Annotated in this window: 20 protein-coding genes and 1 pseudogene; 6 read left to right on the top strand and 15 right to left on the bottom strand. The window is 37.2% G+C overall.

What is annotated here, in order from left to right; translation table 11 throughout:
* Positions 1 to 47: 47 nt before the first annotated feature.
* Positions 48 to 1,106, bottom strand: coding sequence for a M14 family zinc carboxypeptidase (locus tag BW986_RS05635; protein ID WP_260320758.1), 1,059 nt, complete (start codon positions 1,104 to 1,106; stop codon positions 48 to 50).
* Positions 1,107 to 1,367: 261 nt separating this feature from the next.
* Positions 1,368 to 2,561, bottom strand: coding sequence for a M14 family zinc carboxypeptidase (locus BW986_RS05630; protein WP_076365846.1), 1,194 nt, complete (start codon positions 2,559 to 2,561; stop codon positions 1,368 to 1,370).
* A 287-nt stretch (positions 2,562 to 2,848) separates the two neighbouring features.
* Between BW986_RS05630 and BW986_RS05625 the strand changes: the two genes are divergently transcribed.
* Positions 2,849 to 3,607: a GntR family transcriptional regulator gene (locus BW986_RS05625; RefSeq protein WP_076365844.1), complete on the top strand. Its 759-nt coding sequence runs from the start codon at positions 2,849 to 2,851 to the stop codon at positions 3,605 to 3,607.
* A gap of 38 nt (positions 3,608 to 3,645) precedes the next feature.
* On the opposite strand, the gene BW986_RS05620 is transcribed toward BW986_RS05625, so the two are convergent.
* The 10 genes and pseudogenes from BW986_RS05620 to BW986_RS05570 form a co-directional block, all read right to left on the bottom strand.
* Complete coding sequence (locus BW986_RS05620) at positions 3,646 to 4,482, bottom strand: PfkB family carbohydrate kinase (RefSeq protein ID WP_076365842.1); 837 nt, start codon at positions 4,480 to 4,482, stop codon at positions 3,646 to 3,648.
* A 17-nt stretch (positions 4,483 to 4,499) separates the two neighbouring features.
* Entirely contained in the window at positions 4,500 to 5,390 is an 891-nt protein-coding gene (locus tag BW986_RS05615) for a carbohydrate ABC transporter permease (protein WP_076365840.1), read from the bottom strand.
* 2 nt (positions 5,391 to 5,392) lie between these two features.
* Positions 5,393 to 6,271 (bottom strand): annotated as a pseudogene (locus BW986_RS05610) (carbohydrate ABC transporter permease).
* Positions 6,272 to 6,312: 41 nt separating this feature from the next.
* Positions 6,313 to 7,599 carry an ABC transporter substrate-binding protein gene (locus tag BW986_RS05605; protein ID WP_076365838.1) on the bottom strand — a complete coding sequence of 429 codons (1,287 nt, stop codon included), beginning with the start codon at positions 7,597 to 7,599 and terminating at the stop codon, positions 6,313 to 6,315.
* Positions 7,600 to 7,715: 116 nt separating this feature from the next.
* The gene (locus tag BW986_RS05600) at positions 7,716 to 8,702 is read right to left on the bottom strand and encodes an SIS domain-containing protein (RefSeq protein ID WP_076365836.1); all 987 of its coding nucleotides are present in this window, start codon (positions 8,700 to 8,702) and stop codon (positions 7,716 to 7,718) included.
* Positions 8,703 to 8,999: 297 nt separating this feature from the next.
* Positions 9,000 to 10,085 (bottom strand): GerAB/ArcD/ProY family transporter, encoded by a 1,086-nt coding sequence (locus BW986_RS05595; protein WP_076365834.1) that lies wholly within the window; start codon positions 10,083 to 10,085, stop codon positions 9,000 to 9,002.
* A 13-nt stretch (positions 10,086 to 10,098) separates the two neighbouring features.
* Complete coding sequence (locus tag BW986_RS05590; RefSeq protein ID WP_053535516.1) at positions 10,099 to 10,332, bottom strand: hypothetical protein; 234 nt, start codon at positions 10,330 to 10,332, stop codon at positions 10,099 to 10,101.
* A gap of 6 nt (positions 10,333 to 10,338) precedes the next feature.
* Positions 10,339 to 11,526, bottom strand: coding sequence for a Ger(x)C family spore germination protein (locus tag BW986_RS05585; RefSeq protein ID WP_076365832.1), 1,188 nt, complete (start codon positions 11,524 to 11,526; stop codon positions 10,339 to 10,341).
* Positions 11,527 to 11,562: 36 nt separating this feature from the next.
* Positions 11,563 to 13,251, bottom strand: coding sequence for a spore germination protein (locus BW986_RS05580; protein ID WP_311316526.1), 1,689 nt, complete (start codon positions 13,249 to 13,251; stop codon positions 11,563 to 11,565).
* A 998-nt stretch (positions 13,252 to 14,249) separates the two neighbouring features.
* On the bottom strand, positions 14,250 to 14,603 hold the full coding sequence (locus BW986_RS05570; RefSeq protein WP_076365828.1) for a GNAT family N-acetyltransferase: 354 nt from the start codon (positions 14,601 to 14,603) through the stop codon (positions 14,250 to 14,252).
* A 617-nt stretch (positions 14,604 to 15,220) separates the two neighbouring features.
* Here BW986_RS05570 and BW986_RS05565 point away from each other — a divergent pair.
* Genes BW986_RS05565 through BW986_RS05550 form a run of 4 tightly spaced genes read left to right on the top strand, consistent with a single transcriptional unit; the run spans position 15,221 to position 17,015 of the window.
* Positions 15,221 to 15,586, top strand: coding sequence for a GerAB/ArcD/ProY family transporter (locus BW986_RS05565; protein WP_076365826.1), 366 nt, complete (start codon positions 15,221 to 15,223; stop codon positions 15,584 to 15,586).
* On the top strand, positions 15,559 to 15,822 hold the full coding sequence (locus BW986_RS31195; RefSeq protein ID WP_076365824.1) for a GerAB/ArcD/ProY family transporter: 264 nt from the start codon (positions 15,559 to 15,561) through the stop codon (positions 15,820 to 15,822). Before BW986_RS05565 ends, BW986_RS31195 begins: the two co-directional genes overlap by 28 nt.
* A 33-nt stretch (positions 15,823 to 15,855) precedes the next feature.
* Complete coding sequence (locus BW986_RS05555) at positions 15,856 to 16,422, top strand: DUF2238 domain-containing protein (protein ID WP_076365822.1); 567 nt, start codon at positions 15,856 to 15,858, stop codon at positions 16,420 to 16,422.
* 17 nt (positions 16,423 to 16,439) lie between these two features.
* Positions 16,440 to 17,015: a DUF2238 domain-containing protein gene (locus BW986_RS05550; protein WP_076365820.1), complete on the top strand. Its 576-nt coding sequence runs from the start codon at positions 16,440 to 16,442 to the stop codon at positions 17,013 to 17,015.
* A 241-nt stretch (positions 17,016 to 17,256) separates the two neighbouring features.
* Here the strand turns inward: BW986_RS05550 and BW986_RS05545 are convergent, their stop codons facing one another.
* Both BW986_RS05545 and BW986_RS05540 read right to left on the bottom strand, forming a co-directional pair.
* The gene (locus tag BW986_RS05545) at positions 17,257 to 17,727 is read right to left on the bottom strand and encodes an endolytic transglycosylase MltG (RefSeq protein WP_076365818.1); all 471 of its coding nucleotides are present in this window, start codon (positions 17,725 to 17,727) and stop codon (positions 17,257 to 17,259) included.
* Complete coding sequence (locus BW986_RS05540; RefSeq protein ID WP_260320738.1) at positions 17,717 to 18,097, bottom strand: hypothetical protein; 381 nt, start codon at positions 18,095 to 18,097, stop codon at positions 17,717 to 17,719. Before BW986_RS05540 ends, BW986_RS05545 begins: the two co-directional genes overlap by 11 nt.
* A 507-nt stretch (positions 18,098 to 18,604) precedes the next feature.
* On the opposite strand from BW986_RS05540, the gene BW986_RS05535 reads away from it, so the two are divergent.
* Positions 18,605 to 19,051 carry a DUF5392 family protein gene (locus BW986_RS05535; protein WP_076365816.1) on the top strand — a complete coding sequence of 149 codons (447 nt, stop codon included), beginning with the start codon at positions 18,605 to 18,607 and terminating at the stop codon, positions 19,049 to 19,051.
* A 181-nt stretch (positions 19,052 to 19,232) separates the two neighbouring features.
* Here BW986_RS05535 and BW986_RS05530 read toward each other — a convergent pair whose 3' ends face one another.
* Complete coding sequence (locus tag BW986_RS05530) at positions 19,233 to 20,264, bottom strand: aromatic ring-hydroxylating oxygenase subunit alpha (protein WP_076365814.1); 1,032 nt, start codon at positions 20,262 to 20,264, stop codon at positions 19,233 to 19,235.
* Positions 20,265 to 20,289: the final 25 nt, after the last annotated feature.

The following is a 20,289-nucleotide window of genomic DNA, read 5'->3' as shown; positions in this document are numbered from 1 at the left end:
AGCTATAAAAAACACATCCCATCTGAAAGAATGGGATGTGTTTCATTTTATTCGTCTGATTCTGCCCCAGGACGATTGTATTGTGTTGGCAAGGTGTTCCAAAAGCTAGCATCAACAGTTCCAATTGAATCATCGGCAATAGCTCTGACAGCTGCATCCAAAGTGGTTACTGTTTGCTTTATTAGATAGCCATTGCTTTTTTGCCCAAGCGCCACTGACTCGATATTGTGGTCCGACATACCTCGCATCTCAAAGAGCAATGTGGCAATATCATAACGAACGGCTGCACCATTACGGCCTATATTTTCTCCAGAACCGCCATCATACTTACCAATATGCCCCCAACCAGTTGGTTCAATGGAGTTATATACAACGGCACCAAGTTTTTTTGACGCTTCTAATACTTCAGGCTTTACGTTAGCGTTTGTAGGATAAAGAATTGAACCTGAAACAAGTTCACCATCTGTTTCGCTTAGCGTCCCTTGATGATGTAAATCTATCATGTAATCTATATCGTATTTCGCGAATACATTTTCGTGTAAAGCCTTTACCTCCACTTGCATGGAATCAGTTTTTTTATCATGCTCACGGTTTAAGTCGACCCCATTTGCATTTGCCCGTGTTAGATGTCGATCACCTTTAGCTAAATAGTCATCAAGAGGGAAATTAACATCTCCCATTGCCCCATCTGCATTTAACATGGGAATGATCAGTATATTAACATTTTCCAATAAACCTTTCGTCTTATTCGTGCCTAGATGTTTAATGAATTCAAGTGCACCTTCAGTAGTCAGTTGTTCATTTCCGTGCTGTTGAGTTAAAAATAGTATAGTAGGATTCTTAGGATTTGAAATGTATTTCGCTAGATAAATATCCCTCCCTTTTACCGTTTCGCCGATTACTTCCAGTGCCAGGCTTCCTTGTTTAGCATCCTGCGTTTTAAGATAGCTTACCAGGCTTTCATATGTATGAAGATTTGAAGTTGTCACTTGACCATTTCCAGCACTGGGACCATTTCCAACCGCTCCGACTGGCATCGCAACAGCTGTTACTGCGCTTAACGCCATTAAACTAGATAATGAAACTGATAGGACTTTCTTTTTAATATTCAATAAAAACCCTCCTTATCAAATTTAATAATCATGAAAAATGATTATTACTAATATTCTGACATTTTTAGCACTTTGTGTTAATAGTGAAAAATAACTATGTTTCAAATAGTTTTCTTCAGCACCATATAACTTGAAAGGAATGACTTCTTCAAAGGCGATATTCAAAAAACTTTTTCTGTTTGCCGTAACCGATCATGAAGAAAAACCAGGCGGGTATCCGTCTGGTTACTAAGTTGATAAAACTATCAATTTTTATTATTGCCTGCCCTCGATCAGTGGAATTGACTCGTATTGTTCCGGATTGATTTTATATACTGAGCCATCAGTAACTCCATCAATTATTCCATATAACCCTCTTTCCACTGCCTTAATAAGCATGCCTTTTTTCTTTTGGCCAAAGGATTGTGTTTGTCCTCTAACTTCAAAGAGTACTGTCCCACTCCCGTTTAAAGCAAAGGCTCCTAAAGCCGTTCCAGGAAGGTTTTGGTTTTGCGGATATAAGGATATATTTCCATATGGAGAATTACCTTGTTCCTTCATCGCATTATATACCGCCACATTCAATTGTCTGGAAAAATCATAGTTATAGTTTTTTGCATATTTGGCATACTCTTGTCCTGAAGGCGAGTTTGGATCAGGTACAAATTGAGCGGAAAGCGAGTATGTGACTAAATCATCCGTTCCATCGATTTCATAATAGGGAGCTTGGTGGTGCAAGTCTACAAAAATCTCCACCTTTCCGTATTGCTTCTGCAGAGACTTGTAAACATCACGTGATGCTTGTGATTCAGGTGTAATGAACCAACCAGGGGTGGATGATTTTCCAGGGAAGTCTTTTGCTTGAGGAATATAGTTTAAATCAGGATTAAAATCACGATTGACATCAAAGCCAGGTTTGGATTCATAATCGAATGATTCATTTTTGTATGTATAATAGTTCCAGGATGGTTTCGCTCCTGCTAACTGCGGAAACTGTTCCACGACCTCTGCCCAGGTCATATCATTTCCCCGACGGTTCAATTCAGCAGCATCCGGATTAATTTTAGGCAAAGCCACTAGGGTAATTTCTTTACGAATTTTCTCCGCTTCAGGAGAATTGGTCCCCAAAAACTTCAAAATATTCAAGATGGCATCCGTACCCGTCTTCTCATTTCCATGAATCTCACTTTGAATTAAAACGACTTTGTCGCCTGTTCCCACGGTTGCTTTATATATTTCTCTATTCCTATTGGTATATCCAGCTACATCCACTTTTACTTTACCTTGGCTATCACTCGCAATTTGTTCCAGCTTTTTCCCTAGTTCAGCATGGTCTGTAAAACCTGAAACCGAATAAGTTTGTTGAATGGGGGTTCCTGGGGATGTTTCATTAGCTGCAAATGTTGGTGCCGCAATACCCGCCGATAAGACGGCAACTCCTAGAGTTGAAACAAGTTTCCTGTTTTTCATATTACAACAATCACTCCCTTAATATATTTTTCTATCTCATTATACAAAATGGCATAGTAGAAATATGTTGGAATATGATGTCGCATTATGGCTTTTTTATGGTAACTGTGTAAAAGGTGCGGTCTTTTCCCACACAAAAAGATCCGCGACATTCTTATCACGGAACGTTGTTGCTGGATGTCTTTAACCATGTAAAAATATTGGCTAAGCAATAATCGTATTGATGATTTGTACTATAACATCACATTACGTTATAATAAAAGGAAAAATACGAGAAAGGGGAAAATATGAAACTCAACACACATAGTTCTACGCCATTATACATGCAATTAAAACAATCCATTATCGAAGATATAAACAAAGGGATTTACTCTTCTGGTGAAAGATTACCAACCGAAACAGAACTATGCGACATTTATGGAGTAAGTCGCATTACTGTTCGAAAAGCGGTTTTGGACTTGGTTGAAGAAGGGCTTCTAACACGGCAACAAGGAAAGGGAACATTCGTTCAATATCCTAAAGTAAAAAGAGAATTATTTGCTGTTAATGGTCATGCTGAATATATGTCAGAATTAGGAAAGATACCTCAAACTAAAATCCTTTCATTTGGGATAATACCTGCACCAGCTAATATTTCCAAATCCTTGGAGCTTACTCCTGAAAGTGATGTTCTTGAATTACAACGGATCTTATACTATGATAATCAACCTCTCACCTTAGAAATTTCTCATTATTCCTTAAAGGTTCTGCCAAATTTAAATCAACATGTCCATAACTCTGTTTCCATGTATGATATCATAAAGCATAAATATCATATAACTCCTGTTCATAACACGAAACTTTTAAATATGGTTTTGGCAAATGCTGATGAAGCAAAATATTTAGAATGCGAAGTGGGAGATCCCCTTTTCAAAGTGGAGAAAGTGGCATATGACGCTAAGAAGCAGCCTATCCATTCATCCTTCCTATATTATCCTGCCAATCGCGTGACTTTTACGATTGATAGTTCCATATCGCAAGAAAAAGGTAACGAATCCCCGTCCTAATCCGGGATCTCGTTACCTTTTTCCATCTATAAATCATTTTAAACCATCATATGGTCAGGAACATATTCCTTACCATATCCAAAAGCCCCATAATCCTGACAGGTTTGGGAGGCAACTAAAGCTCCTTTTTGTAAGGCTTTATATACATCTTGACCCTGGATATACGATGAGAGAAAACCAGCAATAAAGGAATCTCCCGCCCCCAACGTATCTACAACTTTGGTTTGGATAATGGCTTGTTCATATAATTGATTTTCAGTTGATAAAATTGCTCCCTTCTCCCCACGAGTAACACATATCACTTTTGTGCCGAACGAATGCACCTTTTGAATAAGTGCATTGCACTCTGCCTCGTTCAAATTGCTTCCGGAAAAAAATGCATAAGTCACATACGGACAAACTTTTAGTAAATAGTGATCCTCTTGATTCGTGGAAAAATCAAAAGAAATGTCAATGAATTGGCTTAATATTGGAAGGTTATGCTCTATACGGCTATATACACTTGTATGAAGAAGGTCGTGTTGCCGAATATAATCCAAATCCTCGTCATCCAGTACAATCCCCAATCTGGATTGAATTCCCCCTTTATTGGAACCAATAAAGATCCGGTCACCGTCCTTATCCAACGCGACGACTGCCATACCATTCTCTCCTACTGCTTGTCTTATTCTACTAATCTCTATCTTTTCCTTCTGCAACACCTCTAACACATGGTCTGCTGCCCCGTCATTTCCTACAATGCCAATATATGAAGATTGCTCATCATTTAAACGATTGTACAATACTGCCACGTTTAATGAATTGCCGCCAGGATATATCTTTCCTTGGTCTTTATAAAAATCCACTACGTTATCTCCGATTCCAATTAATTTCATGCCTGTTCCCCCTGTTATCATTTTACACTTCCACTAGCAATTCCACGGATAAAATACTTCTGCATGAATAAAAATAAAATGACGATAGGTGCCGCAGAAATCGTCAATCCAGAAAGTAACACTCCCCAATCAGTTTGCAGTGCATCTCGGAATTGCATTAAACCGGCTGGAATTGTGCGTAAGCTATCATCGTCTATAAAGATGATGGCGAACATGAATTCATTCCATGTATAGTAAGCTGTTAAAATTGTCGTTGTTAATAAAATAGGCTTACTCATAGGAATGAAAATTCTAAAAAGGATTCCAAGGTTTGTACATCCATCTAACCGGGCAGCCTCTTCCAGTTCTCTTGGAATGGACAGGAAGTAAGCCCGAATCAATAAGATGGTTAGCGGAATTCTATATGCTACATAAGGTAAAATTAACGCCCAATGGGTGTTATATATACCTAGCTTCTGAATGATATTATACAAAGGGATCAAGCTTACTTGGGGAGATAGCATCAAACCGCCTAAGCATATGACCAAAATGAAAGCCTTTCCACGAAAATCAAAGCGAGATAATCCGTAGGCACCTAACGCACTTACTAATACCGTTAGAATGCAAGTCAGGCCAGTAACCATGACACTATTAAAAAAATAGGAGGAAATCCCACCATTCCAAGCTGTTATATAATTTTCAAACAACCATGTATGAGGAAGGGACCAACTATCGTTGAAAATTTCCTCTGTGCTTTTGAAAGAGCTGATGACCATCCATAATAAGGGATATGCAACAACAAGAAAGTACGCGATCAAACCTGCATAGACAAGCGCTAGTCTCATATTATAGGCTTTTCTTTTCCTGGCATATTTTAGATTTTCGACAACTAATTCCGGTACTCTGATAGTTGATTTAGGTATCTCCATTATTAGTCCTCCTTTCCTGTTTTAAATATTTTCATTTGAACAAGAGAAATAAGTAACGTAATGATTAAGATGACCGTAGCAATGGCAGAAGCATATCCCATCATATCTTTTGAAAAAGCCGTTTTATATAAATAGGTACTTAGGACTTCCGAAGAAGTTCCCGGTCCCCCTCCGGTTAAGATATATGGCTCATTAAACACTGTAAAAGCACCTGTCAATGTTAATATTACGGCAACAAATGTCATTTCCTTGGTTGCTGGAACCGTAATGTGAAAAAACGTTTTTATTTTATTCGCTCCATCCATTTCAGCCGCTTCATATAGTTCAGGTGATATTTTTTGAATGGATACGATATATAACATAGCTATATAACCAATCGATTGCCACTGTGAGACAGCAATGACTGCATAGATTGCCGTTTCACTATCTCCCAACCATGGTTGTGCTAAATTATTCAATCCAATCATTTTAAGAAACTGATTTAACAATCCCACTTCCGGGTTGTAAAAAAATGAAAACAGCAATGCTATGACCGTCATTGAAACGACGACTGGCAGGAAATAGACTGTTCGAAAGATAGGTGAAAATTTACGGATTAATTTATCTTCTAAAACAGCTGCAACAATTAACCCTCCAAAAACCTGGAAAACAATTGAAATGACTGCATAAAGAATATTATTTTTTAAAGCTTCATAAAATACGGGATCTTTAAACAAAGTAAAGTAGTTGTCCAACCCTACAAATGCTTTATTTGGTGAAAAAGTACTCTAATTATACAGACTATCGCCAATATTCTGGAAAATAGGGATATAAACGAGCAATAAAAAAACTAAGGCTGGAAGAAGATATAGATAAGGTACAAATTTATCGAGTTTTATCATTTAAATATCACTCCCTTAATAAAACGGAAAAATGATTTCCCTTATTTCCCCGCTTCAATTCTAACGGTATCAGCGGCTTTTTGAACATCACGCATAATTTGTTTAGGTGTTTTATCTCCATTTAACATCATTTGTGTTCCTGTTAAATAGGCATCTGCAATACGCGCATCAATGCTCATGTCAAACCATGGGGCCATTTCCTTTGCGTTTAAAATGCTTTGAACCGCTTCCAGCTGTTCTGGGGTAGAATTATTTTCATTCACTGTACCTTTAACTGCACTATACTTGCCCACATCATTGACTAGTTTTTCTCCCATCTGTTTAGTAGATAAAAACTTTAAAAACTCCATTGCTTCTTTGGGATGCTTTGTCTTGGAAGAAATCATAAAGCCCTCGGGCGAACCGGTTAGATTTGTTTGATTACCTTTTCCGCCTTCTACTTCAGGAAAGTTAAACATTCCAAGTTCAAACTTAGTGGGTCCAAATAGCTTGATTTCTGCGGTTTCTGCATAAATCATAGGTGCTTTACCATTTGAAAATTGCTGCCTAGCATATTCATGATCAATTGAATTCGTATTCTCATTAAAATAAGGTAACAACTCTTGGAATTTTTCAAGCGCTTTTATGTAGTCGTCATCCTTAAATTCTCCGGTTTTTCGATTATAGTCCTTCGTCAGCACTTCCGGTTTCACAAGGCGTTGATTCAATGTGCCCACATAATGGGAAATTGTCCAAGTATCCTGACTACCGAATTGAAGGGCTGTGTAGTTATTCTTTTTTAACACTTTTAATACATCGATTAATTCATTCCAGGTTTTAGGTGGGTGTATGTTCAATTCTTCGAAGACATCCTTGTTATAGAAAAACATTTTTCCATCCATTGTTACGGGGACACCATACACCTTATTATTAAATGTATATGGTTTGACTTGGGATGGAACGAGTTGAGATGACCATGTCGGATCGTTTTTATAATAAGAAGTTAAATCCAAAGCTTTATTGCCTCGCACAAACTGACTGGCAAATTCATCACTCCATGAGAAATAAACATCAGGTGGATTATTTGTACCAGTCATTACTTTAATTTTATCTTTATACGAATCGTTTAACACTGCTTCGGTTTTAATATGGATATCGGGGTTTTGTTTTTCAAATTCTTTTACAACTTCATTAAAGTAAGTTTTTTCCGGTTCCTTTGGCCACCTATGGAAAAATGTTAAGGTAGTTTTTCCAACATCTGATTCTGAAGATGTTTTTTCACCAGAACATCCCCCAAGCATTAAAGATAAACTTAATAATGATGCAAAGATAAGTTTTGTTTTTCTCATGAATACCCTCCTTTTTATAAATGCTTTTATTATCAGGAAATTATACTATAATGTTATAAAACATTATAGTATAATTTGTAAATAAAATATACAGAATATTAAGTTTTCTTCTACTTTTAGTATTCTACTTTCCACATATAACGCCTTTTGCTTAAAGGATGATTACGCGCTTCCGCTAATTCTTCTGCATATTGACGCAATACACGATTTAATATAAGCGGTGCAATATATCCTTTTACTTCTTCATCGATACCATCAAGATCATACTGTTTTGCATCTAACACCGTTAGCTTTTTGCCATAACGCTGAGAAAAAGATAACGCTCTTTCCTCTAATGGTCTTGTTTCATCCAATCCCAATAGAATGATAAACGGTACGTTTTCGTCAATAATTTCGAATGGTCCATGGAAGTACTCACCAGCATGAATGGCATGTGAGTGTATCCATTGCATTTCCATTAAGATACAAATACTGAAAGAATAGGCTGTCCCATAGTTGGAACCACTTGCCATTGTATAAATGACAGGTTCTTTTGCATGAGATTGTGCGAACACTCTTGCATTAGAAGCTTCTTGCTGTAGAGCTTTTTCATACACTGGCTGTAAGTTCTCTAAACTTGATACCAGTTTTCCAAACTTCTCATTGTTTTCCGCTAAATGAAGTACACCAAAAACTAGTTGATATAAAACACTGAGGTTTGTATCAAAGGCGTTTACACCGTTCCCCCATTCATATTTAATGAAAAGGTCCGAATTTTGGGCTAATGGTGATGCTGGTTCGTTCGTTAATGCCACTGTAAACGCACCTTTACTTTTTGCAAACTTAGCAGCATCTGCTGTTTCAGGAGTAGTTCCAGACATAGAACATAAAATTACTAAGGATTCCTTCCCTAGTTGTTGTGGGTTACGATGTATAAACTCATTTGAACTATATAGATCGGAAGCTATATTTTGAGCTTCACGATCCAGTATATACTTAGCTGAATACATAATGGCAGAAGATCCCCCGCATGCCACAAAATAAATATTGTTAATTTTCCTACCCTTTAATTGCTCCAATACTGTTTTTACATTACTTTTTACATTAATAACCGATTTGCTCATTTTCCCACTCCTTTAATATTTGATATACAACATTATGTAATGTTATATATTGTTATATTAAATCATCGGTTTTCTTTAGTCAATATATTTGTCAGAATATTTTATTTATTCTTTTTCCCCTTTCCCCCTTAACAGACCATGAATCAGTTAACTGCTGCATGCAATCCTTATCCCATCAAAAATTCTCATGGAAATTTAATTGTTTACCAAGTTATCTGTAGGCTTGATTTCTTTACTAATTGAACTAACGATATCGGCTATCCTTTAGCATTTGCCATCATTGTGCAACGGGTATTCTTACTTTTTTCTAATTTTCCCAACCATTAATAAGAACAATGGCAGAATAAAACAAATCGTTAAGGATAATGGTGTCCAAGCTGTGGCCATAAAGTTTTGATAATGTATTAAATCGGGATGCGAAAAAATGGTTAAAGAGAGAATTAGAAAAGCTAATGGAAATAGAAGAATTTTGTAATTTTTTAATCCTAGCAATTGAGCTAATCCTAGGGCGAGGCCATAAAAGCAAATGGTCAATTTAAAATACTCTGTAAAAACCCAAATGAAAGCCACAATGACCTCGACCCTTTCAAAAAAATCACCAATGCTTATCTTCATACCCAGTTTATAAGAAGGATAGTTTAATCTTGCTGTATTAGCGGCACCCAATACAACGATACTGTAAATGATCACTAACAATAGAACGCCGCCACCTAATAAAGTCCCTAAATAAAAGCTTTTCTTCATTTCAGCCTTTTCTTTTACATATGGCGTGAGCATTAAAAAGAAAACAAGCTGAACATAAGGCAGTGCTAAAGAGTGATATGCTCCATTCATTATTGGTTTCATGCCTTCTTCAAATATAGGTTGCATATTTTCGATCTTGATATCCGGGATAAGAAATACGAATAATATGAAAAGCAGCAGTACAAGCCAAGGAAAAAAGATTAATGCAGTTCGGCAGATGACTTCCAGTCCTAGCCTTGCACCAAATAAGCTTGTTAATATAAATAAGATCATTATCATTTCCATAGGTGTCTCACCCAGAACCTGTGTCGAAAAGAAGTTCCCAATTTCACTTAGTAACGCAGAAGAAAGATAATAAATATAAAGCAGGAATAGCAGTGCCGAGATTTTCCCGATCAATTTTCCAAATATTTTTTCATTAACTTCTATATAAGTCATGGATGGGTAAAGCGAGGCGAGCCGGGTATATAAGAAAACGAAACATAAACCGATGAGAGTAGCTATGATATAGGCAATCCAGCCATCCTGTTTTGCTAATGAGACAAGTACGGAAGGTAAAGTAAGTATCGCTCCTCCTATGGTGAATATGATGACCAATATAAGAAATTCACCAGAGCTGATTTTTCCTTTTTCGAGCATGATCGATACCTCCCTAGGATAAAATACGATCCATGAAATGAGCGAGTGGACTATATATTTTCGTTATCCAGTCTATAGGAGTGGGAATGGTAATATCCTTGATTATCAAAATACTCAACGTCATGCCAACTAAAAGCAATAAAATGAAAATGACAATTTCCTTCCAGCATTTCTTTTTAATAAGAGGAGGTATTTCGAAAAATGAAATAATAGCTCCAGTACACACTGTTCCAATAATTGCCCACATTGTTCTTTACTCCTCGATTTCTTTTTGAAAGGATTCTGATATTGTTCCTAAATTACGAATCTTTGCTTTAACGGTTACATTCACGTCCAAATTTGCAAATTCCTGTTCCCAATTTCCTTCTAAACGTTTCCATGCTTTAGGATCAGTTCTATGGATTTCATCACCAAAACCGAAGATGTCACTTTGATACTTCTCTTGAAGCGTTTTTATCGACCCTTCTATCTTACCTTTAATATCTTTTGCGTATTTTTTATTCAATTCTTCGATTTTTTCTGGTTTAGTTAAATCGATTGTGCATTCTACTTCACCTATACTCCCTTCTGACGTAACATTTATATCAATTTTGGGATTTCCTTTTTCCATTTTCCCCTTGATTTTCGTTTTTGAACTAGTCGTGTTGACCGTAATTTGGTCACCTTCACATGGAATATTTACCGCAGTGGACTTAACATGATCTGTTATGTAACTAACACCTTTACTGTCGTTCCTGTTTAACCAGCCGACAAGTTTATCCTTCTTGAATACTCCAAGATAATCCAATCGCAATCCAGATTTCGGGGAGATATTTTGTGCATTCGTAACATTGCTTCCTGATTCGGGATCACCATAAACGTAAATCCCCGTTAGCATGGCCTGTCTGCCTTTACTGACGATACTGCTGACCAGCTCATCCAAAGTGACCGTCCTTGTCGGTGCCCATCTTCTCTCTGAATTTTCCAAGGAGTCAAAAACTTTATTTGCCGGTATTTTCTCAAGTGCCGTTTGCACATTAAGCGTATCATAAGCAGTTGAACCCTTAGCAACAGTCATATAGAAATCGGAACGCAACTCCTTTAGCCGGGAAAGGAAATCCAGAGGCTTCGCTATTCCTTCCCTAGCCATTTCCTCACCAAAGACAACTTCACGAAGATGTGCTACATATAACCTCCTTGGTACATCAGTTGATAGGCTTCTAAGTGCTTCAAAAATGGTTTTTCCACTCTTCCTGAATGTTACAACTTCCGTGCGACCAGACCTGGCATCACCCGCCAGCTCACTCGGATTTAGAACTTGGACGGTTACCAGATACCCAGCTTCTGTCTTATCAATTCCCATGGCAGTAACGATGGCAAGTTCATTCAATTCAATGCTGCTCCAACAACCGGATAAACAAATTATAGGTAACATTAGAAATACGATTAACATTTTTTTCATCGTGAACCCTCATCATCTCATCATTTTATCTTGGTGTTATTCAGGTGGTTTCGGAGCACTGACATCTCCTCTGTCTGTATCATTTTTATTGATCAAACGAGGCCGCTTTAATAACGACCAATGCGGCAATCGAATGATATTGTCTTTTTGATCTTGTAAAATGAATGGTGCATTTGGAGCTAGATATGGCAAACCAAAAGATCGTAAGCTATTTAAATGTAGGACCATCACGATCAGCCCCAAAATGATCCCGTATAATCCAAATGTAGCGGCAAGGATCATAAACAAGAACCGAAGCATCCGAAAAGCCATGGCCATGCTATTGGCTGGGAACACAAAGCTGCAGATGGCTGTTAAGGACACGATGATGACCATTGTTGCTGAAACGAACCCTGCTTCGACAGCAGCCTGCCCAATAACTAATGCACCTACGATGGAAATGGATGAACCGATAGCCCTAGGCATCCTCACACCTGCCTCACGCAAGATTTCAAACACTACCTCCATCATCATCGCCTCTACAAAAGCTGGAAAAGGAACACCCTCACGTTGTGAGGCTAGACTTATGAGTAAAGGAGTAGGAAGCATTTCTTGATGAAAGGTTGAGACAGCTACGTAAAGTGACGGTGTAAGCAAAGCAAGGAAAAAAGATAAATACCGTAATATTCGAATTAATGTGGCAATGTCTGCCCTTTGATAATAATCTTCACTGGACTGGAAAAAATGCACCATCAATGCTGGAACGATAAGGACAAACGGTGTACCGTCAACAAATATCGCAATCCTTCCTTCTAATAAGGCAGCGGCTACAGCATCAGGACGTTCCGTATTATATACGGTAGGAAATGGAGTATATACTTCATCCTGTATAAGTTCTTCAATGTAGCCACTCTCAAGAATCGCATCTATTTTGATTCGATTTAACCGGCTTTGCAATTCTGAAACCGTTTTATCATTGGCAACACCTTTTAGATACATAATTGAAACGTCTGTTTGCGTTTTTTCACCAATCTGTTTTGTTTCAAGCCAAAGGTTAGGATCTTTGATTCTCCGTCTTATTAAAGCAGTATTTGTTCTCAGAGTTTCAGTGAACCCATCCTTCGGTCCTCTTACTACTGTTTGTGAAGAAGGTTCCTGAACTCCGCGATCGACCCATTCTCTTGAGCCTAGTGCTATTCCTTTTGGGGAGCCGTCCATCAATAACAACGTGTCTCCCGATAAAACATGGGTAAAAAGTTTTGGGAAATCAGTTATTTCCCCCATTCCCCCTATAGGAAGGGTATGTGATTTTATCATTTCAAAACAGTCAGAGGGATTAAAGACTGCTACGTCCAAATCAGAGTTCCGAATTTCAATCATCAAAGTGTCGAGGATGAAATCTTGAACGGATACCGAATCCGTTAAACCATCAGTGTAAACGATGCCTAACTTAATTTCCCCATTTTTACCTGCTTGAAAATCCCTTATAACTATGTCTGAACTATTTCCTAACGTTTTCTTAATATGGTCTAAATTATATTGAAGATCAGAGGATATAAGCTTTGTTTCATGATTCTTTGACTCTTTACTTCGATTTTCGGCTTGAACTGGATTTTGGTTTTGATTTTTAGTTTTATTGGAGTTTGGATTTTTGCTTTGATTTAGGTCTTCTTGTTGTTTTTTATTTTTAACTGATTGTTTTTTTTCAATTAACTTCCTCAATGGGATAGGAACTCGAGATTTCAATGCTTACCCCCTCATAACCAATAGCCTGTTAAAATTATGTTTTCACCTTGGCTGCAATTATATCCATCTAAGTAAAATTAATTGCAATTAATAAAGAGTTAAACCATTGTAGACATGATAATCTTTATTGAAATTCTACTTTTTTGTTCAATAAAAAACGCTTCATGAAGATCGATCTTTTAAAATTGAAGGTTGCTGAAAGTACCTCTGATTAACCTTTCCGAACCTAGTTTTGTTGAGGATGATTAATACAGGAATGGTCGCTGCTACAATGAGAAAAACAGAAAAATGAAGGCTGTTTTCGCATACTTTGTTGCTATTTACCAAGTAAAGCGGTGTGGTTGATTTCCCCTCCAGATGCTGGCTTTCCGCGGGGCGGGTGGTGAGCCTCCTCGGCGTAAACGCTTGTGGGGTCTCACCTGTCCCGCTGCTCCCGCAGGAGTCTCGCACTTGCGCTCCAATCAACCTTAAATCGTTTCGTTTTAAAAACAACAATCTTTACGAAAAGAGCCAAAATGAAAAAGTCATTTAGTGGAATTCTATGAGAAAATGCATAAACCGCCAATATTCGCATAATTATTTTGTTCTATTATCACTTTTCGAGAGCAAAAAATTTCTATTTTTCTGTTGAACTAAGTGGCAGAAAGTTGGATGGTTTTGGGGCATAATAACATGAAGAAGAACTCTGCAGACCTCCACAGAGTTTCAATAAGCTGATAACTAACTAATTTTTTGGTGACAGGGCAACTTGCTTTTGAATAGGTGCAAAGAATTCTCCCTTAAACTTATTCAGATGATTGTTTGATCCCAAGTCCAAACATACCCTGTTTTTTCAACCTTATTTCATAATGTTTTGTCCAAATCCTCCCCATCCTAGAAGTGTTTAAAATTTCATTGCTGGTGACTATATACGAAAAAAGGCTACACCCAAAAGGTGCTAGCCCATCCTAAAAAAATTGTACTTGAAATGAACAATTTATGGTGTCAAGGCGCCGAATTCAAGATTCCAATGTAATATACTCAGCTCCCTGTTCTTTTGCCCAATTATGTATATAACTGAGCAGACTATATCCAAGGCCACTAGGACGATGATTTTCATCAGTAACCAAATCTTGTACAAAAACATAGCGTTCATTATATGAATCTTCACGCCAGCTAATACCTGCTAAAGCTACGATGCTTGTATCATGATATAAAGCAAATAACTGTTTACCCTCATTAAGCATATCATTTAATAATTCTAGATATTCCTCTAAAGTCAAATCAGTCCGTAACTGACTCAATATAGGATACGCCTGTAAGAATTGATGTTCTACAGTTAACTCTACTATATTTTCCACTGGTATTTTCATGCGAATATTCTCCTAACCTTTTTAAATTTAATTGCTTCGCCTTCCCTTTATGAATCCGGATTAATTTTCTGACAAATAACCAAGGGCAAATTAAACGTCAACTAAATATTTTTCGATAATTGTGCGTTTAACAGATTCCCATTCTTTTCCTTTCTCCATAAATATTAAAAATACACACAACAGACATTCACAAAAATATTATGCAAGAATCGTACCAGTTCAAAAATCGCGAAGGAGCGCTCCAGTGGAAAGTTTAAGAAAAAACGTGTTCTTCATTCATATTTTTTTTTGTCTCGCTAATGCCATCACTGATTATCACTCATTTATTGTGCAGGAGTGCTACACTTTTTAAAATACAGGTTGTTTATTTTCGTTTGAATCTAGCAGTTCTAAATAATTTGTCAATGCATTGTATTTCTTTTAAAGCGATTTCGCGATATTACCAATGGAATTGGTTCTAATGAAATATCGGAATTTTGAGGTGAATCCCAGGAAAACCCGGAAACGGGGATGGATTGTTGAAGAAAGGCAATTAATTTCTGTGTGAATAGCTTTAAAATGAATAGCCAAAAATAAGGAGTATTAAGAAGGAAGGAAAAAACAAAAGGTGAATAATAATGCCTGGTAGTTTCAAAATTTCATCACATCAATTGATGATTTTAATCCTTTTGTATTCGGTAGGAACGGTTATTTTACATACTCCTTCTCCTTTAGCTGGTTTTGCAAAGCAGGATGAGTGGCTTGCTGCATTACTTGGGACAGGAATCGCATTAATTTTTGTATGGTTTTACATCAGGGTTGGAAATTTATATCCTGATCTCGCTTTAAATCAAATAAATGAAAAGGTTTTCGGTAAGTTAGTCGGAAAGATGATCAATCTCACATTTTTTTCTGGTCTTTTTCCACTGCAGCCGAGACTACTTATTATGTGGGGAATTTCATTGAAACCTTTTGGATGCCGGATCCCCCCCTTATCGCACTAAATATAATGTTAGCTACAGTAGTGATCTTTACAATACGCCTTGGTATCGAAACTTTTACACGCACGTTGGAAATATTCTTCATACCCGTATTAATATTACTGTTTATTTTTTTGGTTTCCATCATTCCTCAAGCAAATATCCAACACATTCAGCCAGTATTTGAAAATGGCGCCAAACCTGTTATACGAGGGACACTTTTCAATTTGCCGGGTTGCATTTGGCTGAATTGGATATGATCGTAATGAATATTTACGTATGAGGTGAGTATATTGAAACATAAAATAATCATTATTTTTAGTCTGGTTTTTATAGCATTCATGACTGGTTTATTCATCTTTTACCTCATAAAAGATGATTCATCGCGATGGATGGTAGCTCTAGGGGGAATATTGGTAAGTGCCTTGCCTCTATCATTACTATTTTTAAAAAATAACCCCTTTAACATTCCAATCATAATCGGTTATTATGTTTTTATTTTCTGTACGACATTTTTAGGATCTATCGCAAATTTTTATGTTGATTTTAAATGGTGGGACTCTGGCATTCACTTTTACAAAGGTATTTTCGTAGGTTTTGTTGGGATTGCTCTTTATAAACTATACATCCCTCAAAAAGCGAGAAAAGATGTTTCAAGGTGGGTCATCTTTCTTTTTGTTCTCTCACTTTCAGTCACTGCCACTGTTCTTTGGGAAATATATGAGTTCGCAGGTGATCTCACTTTTACTCATACCATGCAGCGAGGCGGTAATAAAGACACCATGTACGATATAATTTTCGGTCTTACGGGCGGCCTGCTTATCTCCATTTTTTCTAGTGTACAAAAATCAAAATTATAATTTGTTGAGGTAATCATATGAATCGTAAGCTAGTTATTTCATTAAGTTTAGTGTATGTACTTTTCATGGCAACTTTATCCATTTTTTTCTATTCTGCCGATGAAACTTTCAAATCCCTGGTTGCGATAGGCGGTGTGGTATGCGGGGCAATTCCCCTTTTACTGGCCCTTTTTACCAAACTTCAATTCAACCTGCCCATTATCATTTCCTATTTAATCTTCTTATTCGGTTCACAATTTTTAGGTTCTATTTTAGGTTGGTATGGACTCGGGTGGTGGGACACATTATTACATTTACTAAGCGGTTCCCTGCTTGCTTTTACGGGAATTGCTTTATATGAACGATTGGTATACAGAAATGCAGGCAAAGAGATATCCCCTTGGTTTGTCTTTTTGTTTACCCTCTCTTTCGCAGCACTTGGGGGTGTCATATGGGAGATCTACGAATTCAGTTCTGATCAATTATTCGGAATGACACTACAAGGCGGGGGAAATAAAGATACAATGATAGATTTAATCGCGGATACTATTGGAGGACTTATCATTGCAGTGTGGGCTGGAGTACGGACAAAGATTAAGTTAAAGAAAACATGAAAAATCGTTCCAGTTGATTTCAGAAATCCGCTCCCTTGCCGCTGACTGTCTGCCAAGACTCCTCGCCGTAAGCATCTAGCGGGGTCACGGCTAGCCGATTATTCGGCAGGAATGCCGCAAATTTTTTCAATCTAATGAAGTTTCATCCCATATAAACGAAAAGGGTTCGGGATAAGACCATTCCTAACACCCTTTTGTCGACAAACAGAAACGACCATCTTATCGATGGTCGTTTTCATGTTCATTTAAATATGATGGAAATTATTTTTTCCGTCGTCATCGCACTATCTACCACATACGTTCCAGGTCGTAATCCGTTGGCCTTGCCTTTCTTCTCAACTGCGTCAGAGAAATCATTGGCATTTTTAATGACTTTTGCCTTTTGTAGGGTTTTACCCACATCGATGCTCGTCGAGCCTTTAGACACTCTAAGAACTGTACGGTATATGATTTTTTCTGTTGGTTCTTTTACCGTTTCTTTTTCCGCATCCGCTTTATCTTTAACCGACTGTGCTTCAGCAATCTGATCTTCCCATTCTTGTTCGGTATGTATGACATACCCGTCTGAGGCCAGAGACTCTTTCATTTCATCTTCTGAAAGTTTCTCCGATGTGCCGGTCGCTTCACCTGGACCAAAGAAGTACACTGCACCGCATAAGCCTGCTGCAACAACAATGCCCCCGGCAAAGCTGCGCATTGATTTAGATGTCATTGGCCACATTTCTCCTTTCATTCTTCGTTTGTATGTAAGGAGTAAGCATGCGTTCTATTTCATCTTCCGGCTGTTTTGTCTTCAGTGCAATGCTTTCAAATGAATAGCCTCGCTTATGTAGGTCAAGTACTTCACGCAACAAAATCCGTTTTTCGGAAGACATTGCTAGAATGCCTGCCTCTTGCACCGTAATTTCAGCATCTATCTCGATGTTCCTGATTTTTTCCTGTAATACATTCATTTCATCTCCAAAAGTGATAGCAACCTGTTCCAATTGACTGTCCACTTTTACAGAATCCTTTTTAATAAACGATAAAATGAACAGTAATACTGCTGCAGCAAACAAAATGATCAGAGCCCATTCCATCATTCTATGTCCCTCCTTAATCTTTGAATCTAATATCTCGCTTTCTAATTATATATTGATTTGTTCCAAAACTCGATTTAAAAGAACAAAATACCACAATAGTCACGTATTTATGACAAAAAAAGGCGCAGGGTGGCCATCCATAACTATCAATGATGAAAAAACGAAAAAAATTACTTCCATTTGAGGACCATTTTACCATAATCCATTCATCATTTATACCATTGTGTGTATATTAAGGCAAATGACCTTTATTCACCTCCCTCATACTGCAAGAACGCTGTCTATCTGGATTAGTTCAACACAAATAAATTGCCCATTCCATTTATCACCTACATCACTTCGTATACTTTTCCCTAAAAAAGTCAATGGGATATATTAAATGACAAACACGATTCCAAACGATAAGATATATATTATCAGGTTCCTTTTCCTGTTTCATTGAATAGGTACAATTTTTTTTGGTGCCATATACTTATTGGGTTCATGCAAGATAATAAGGAGGAAACAATGAATATCAAAATAAATAATATACCTGGCTTCATTCAAGCCGAAATCGAACAACTTCAATCAAAACTGTCCCCCTTGTTGAAGAAAAATATGAAATACGGTTTTTTTTCGACGGTGTTGATAGGCTTTTCCATCATTAATCTATTTTTTCTTTTATTTAAGAACGAATCCATACCCATCTCGAAAATCGCACTTGGAATCTATGCATTGGTGGGAGCTGTAGGATTTGCCCTATTAAAAGAAAACAAACACAACAAAAGAGAAATAGTGATAATGAGTCAAAAATTCATGTTGGAAAGAATCAAAAATAGCAGCTATTTAACAGATGCCAGAAAAAGTAACTACTTTAAAAGAGTAAATGAGCATCCGCTTACTGCCATGAATGTTTTTTTTGAGTTTCTTGCTGAAGAACAACAATGGAAGAACAAATCCTCACACCCGGAATAAATAAAAGGCAGTTCAATTTTATCGGTCGTTCAAATAAGCAAAAAAGTCATCACAAATAAAACAACACAACCAGTATGCTCCGGTAAACTACCGAATCATACTGGTTGTTTGCTTAAGTGCTATTAAATTTACATATTATCTATAACGTTTCTTTTTTAAGTGCATTCCAATTGGCAGCTAGTTAGTTCTGGAGGTTATTATCAATAAGTTCATGAAAATAAACTGCAGCATGTTCAGTTGGAGAGAAGATACCATTTGTAAATGCCTCGGAACTTAATCCTTTTTGCAATTTTTCCACCAGTTCAAAATCTTCCTGCCGTACTTGATCAACAAATTTAAAATATTCTTCTTTTTCTATGGTTGTTTTTTCATCGAGGGAGTAATCACGATAAATACCTAACGACGTCTCAGCATCAACAGGAATTACTTGAATGGTATTCACATTCCCGTCTCCTGGATAAACGTTAATCATCATATTTGGCCAAACCCAATAAAAACGTGCTTGGTCACCCTCACCATTCTTGCTTACGGTCATATATTGATAGGTGAATTTGTCGTGTGTCGTTGTGCAAAAGTTTGATAAATCAAAAGATTTTGCAAAGCCAGGATGAGCAATGGAACAATGATCACATTCAAGGTAATTGTCAACAACAGCTTTCCAGTTAGCTTTAACTACACGGCGGGTTTCCCTAACTAGTTTCAGTGAATCAAAGAAGGGATACTCTTTCATTTCCTCTAAAAATTCCTGATATGCTTTTGCCATGGAAGGTGCATTTTTGTCTAGATTGACAAAAATCATGGCATTCTGAACTTCTAAGCGTATGGATTTCATACAGCTGTGTATGCCCAATTCATTCGTTTTAAAATTAGGAGCTCTATTTACACTTCCATCTAATTTGAACGTCCATCCATGGTATCCGCATTGTAAAATTTTTTTATTTCCTTTATCGGAGTTTTCTACTTTCATTCCGCGATGAGGGCAAATATTGTAAAAAGCTCGCAGTTCACCATCAGGACCGTGAGAAACGATAATGGGCTCTCCAGCGATATCCAATGTCATGAAATCGCCCACTTTTTCAACTTGGCTTGCATGCCCTGCCAATATCCAACTCTTTCTAAAGATTTTTTTTCTTTCTTCATTGAATACCTCTGGATCGACATACCGTGAATATGGGAGTGTAGGGCTGAACTGTACATTTTCTTTAGTGGACATATTGAAGATCCCTCCTGAATTATAA

The organism is Peribacillus simplex (assembly GCF_900156045.1).
In the GTDB taxonomy this organism is placed as follows: domain Bacteria; phylum Bacillota; class Bacilli; order Bacillales; family DSM-1321; genus Peribacillus; species Peribacillus simplex_D.
This window is presented reverse-complemented; position numbering and strand designations above follow the sequence as displayed.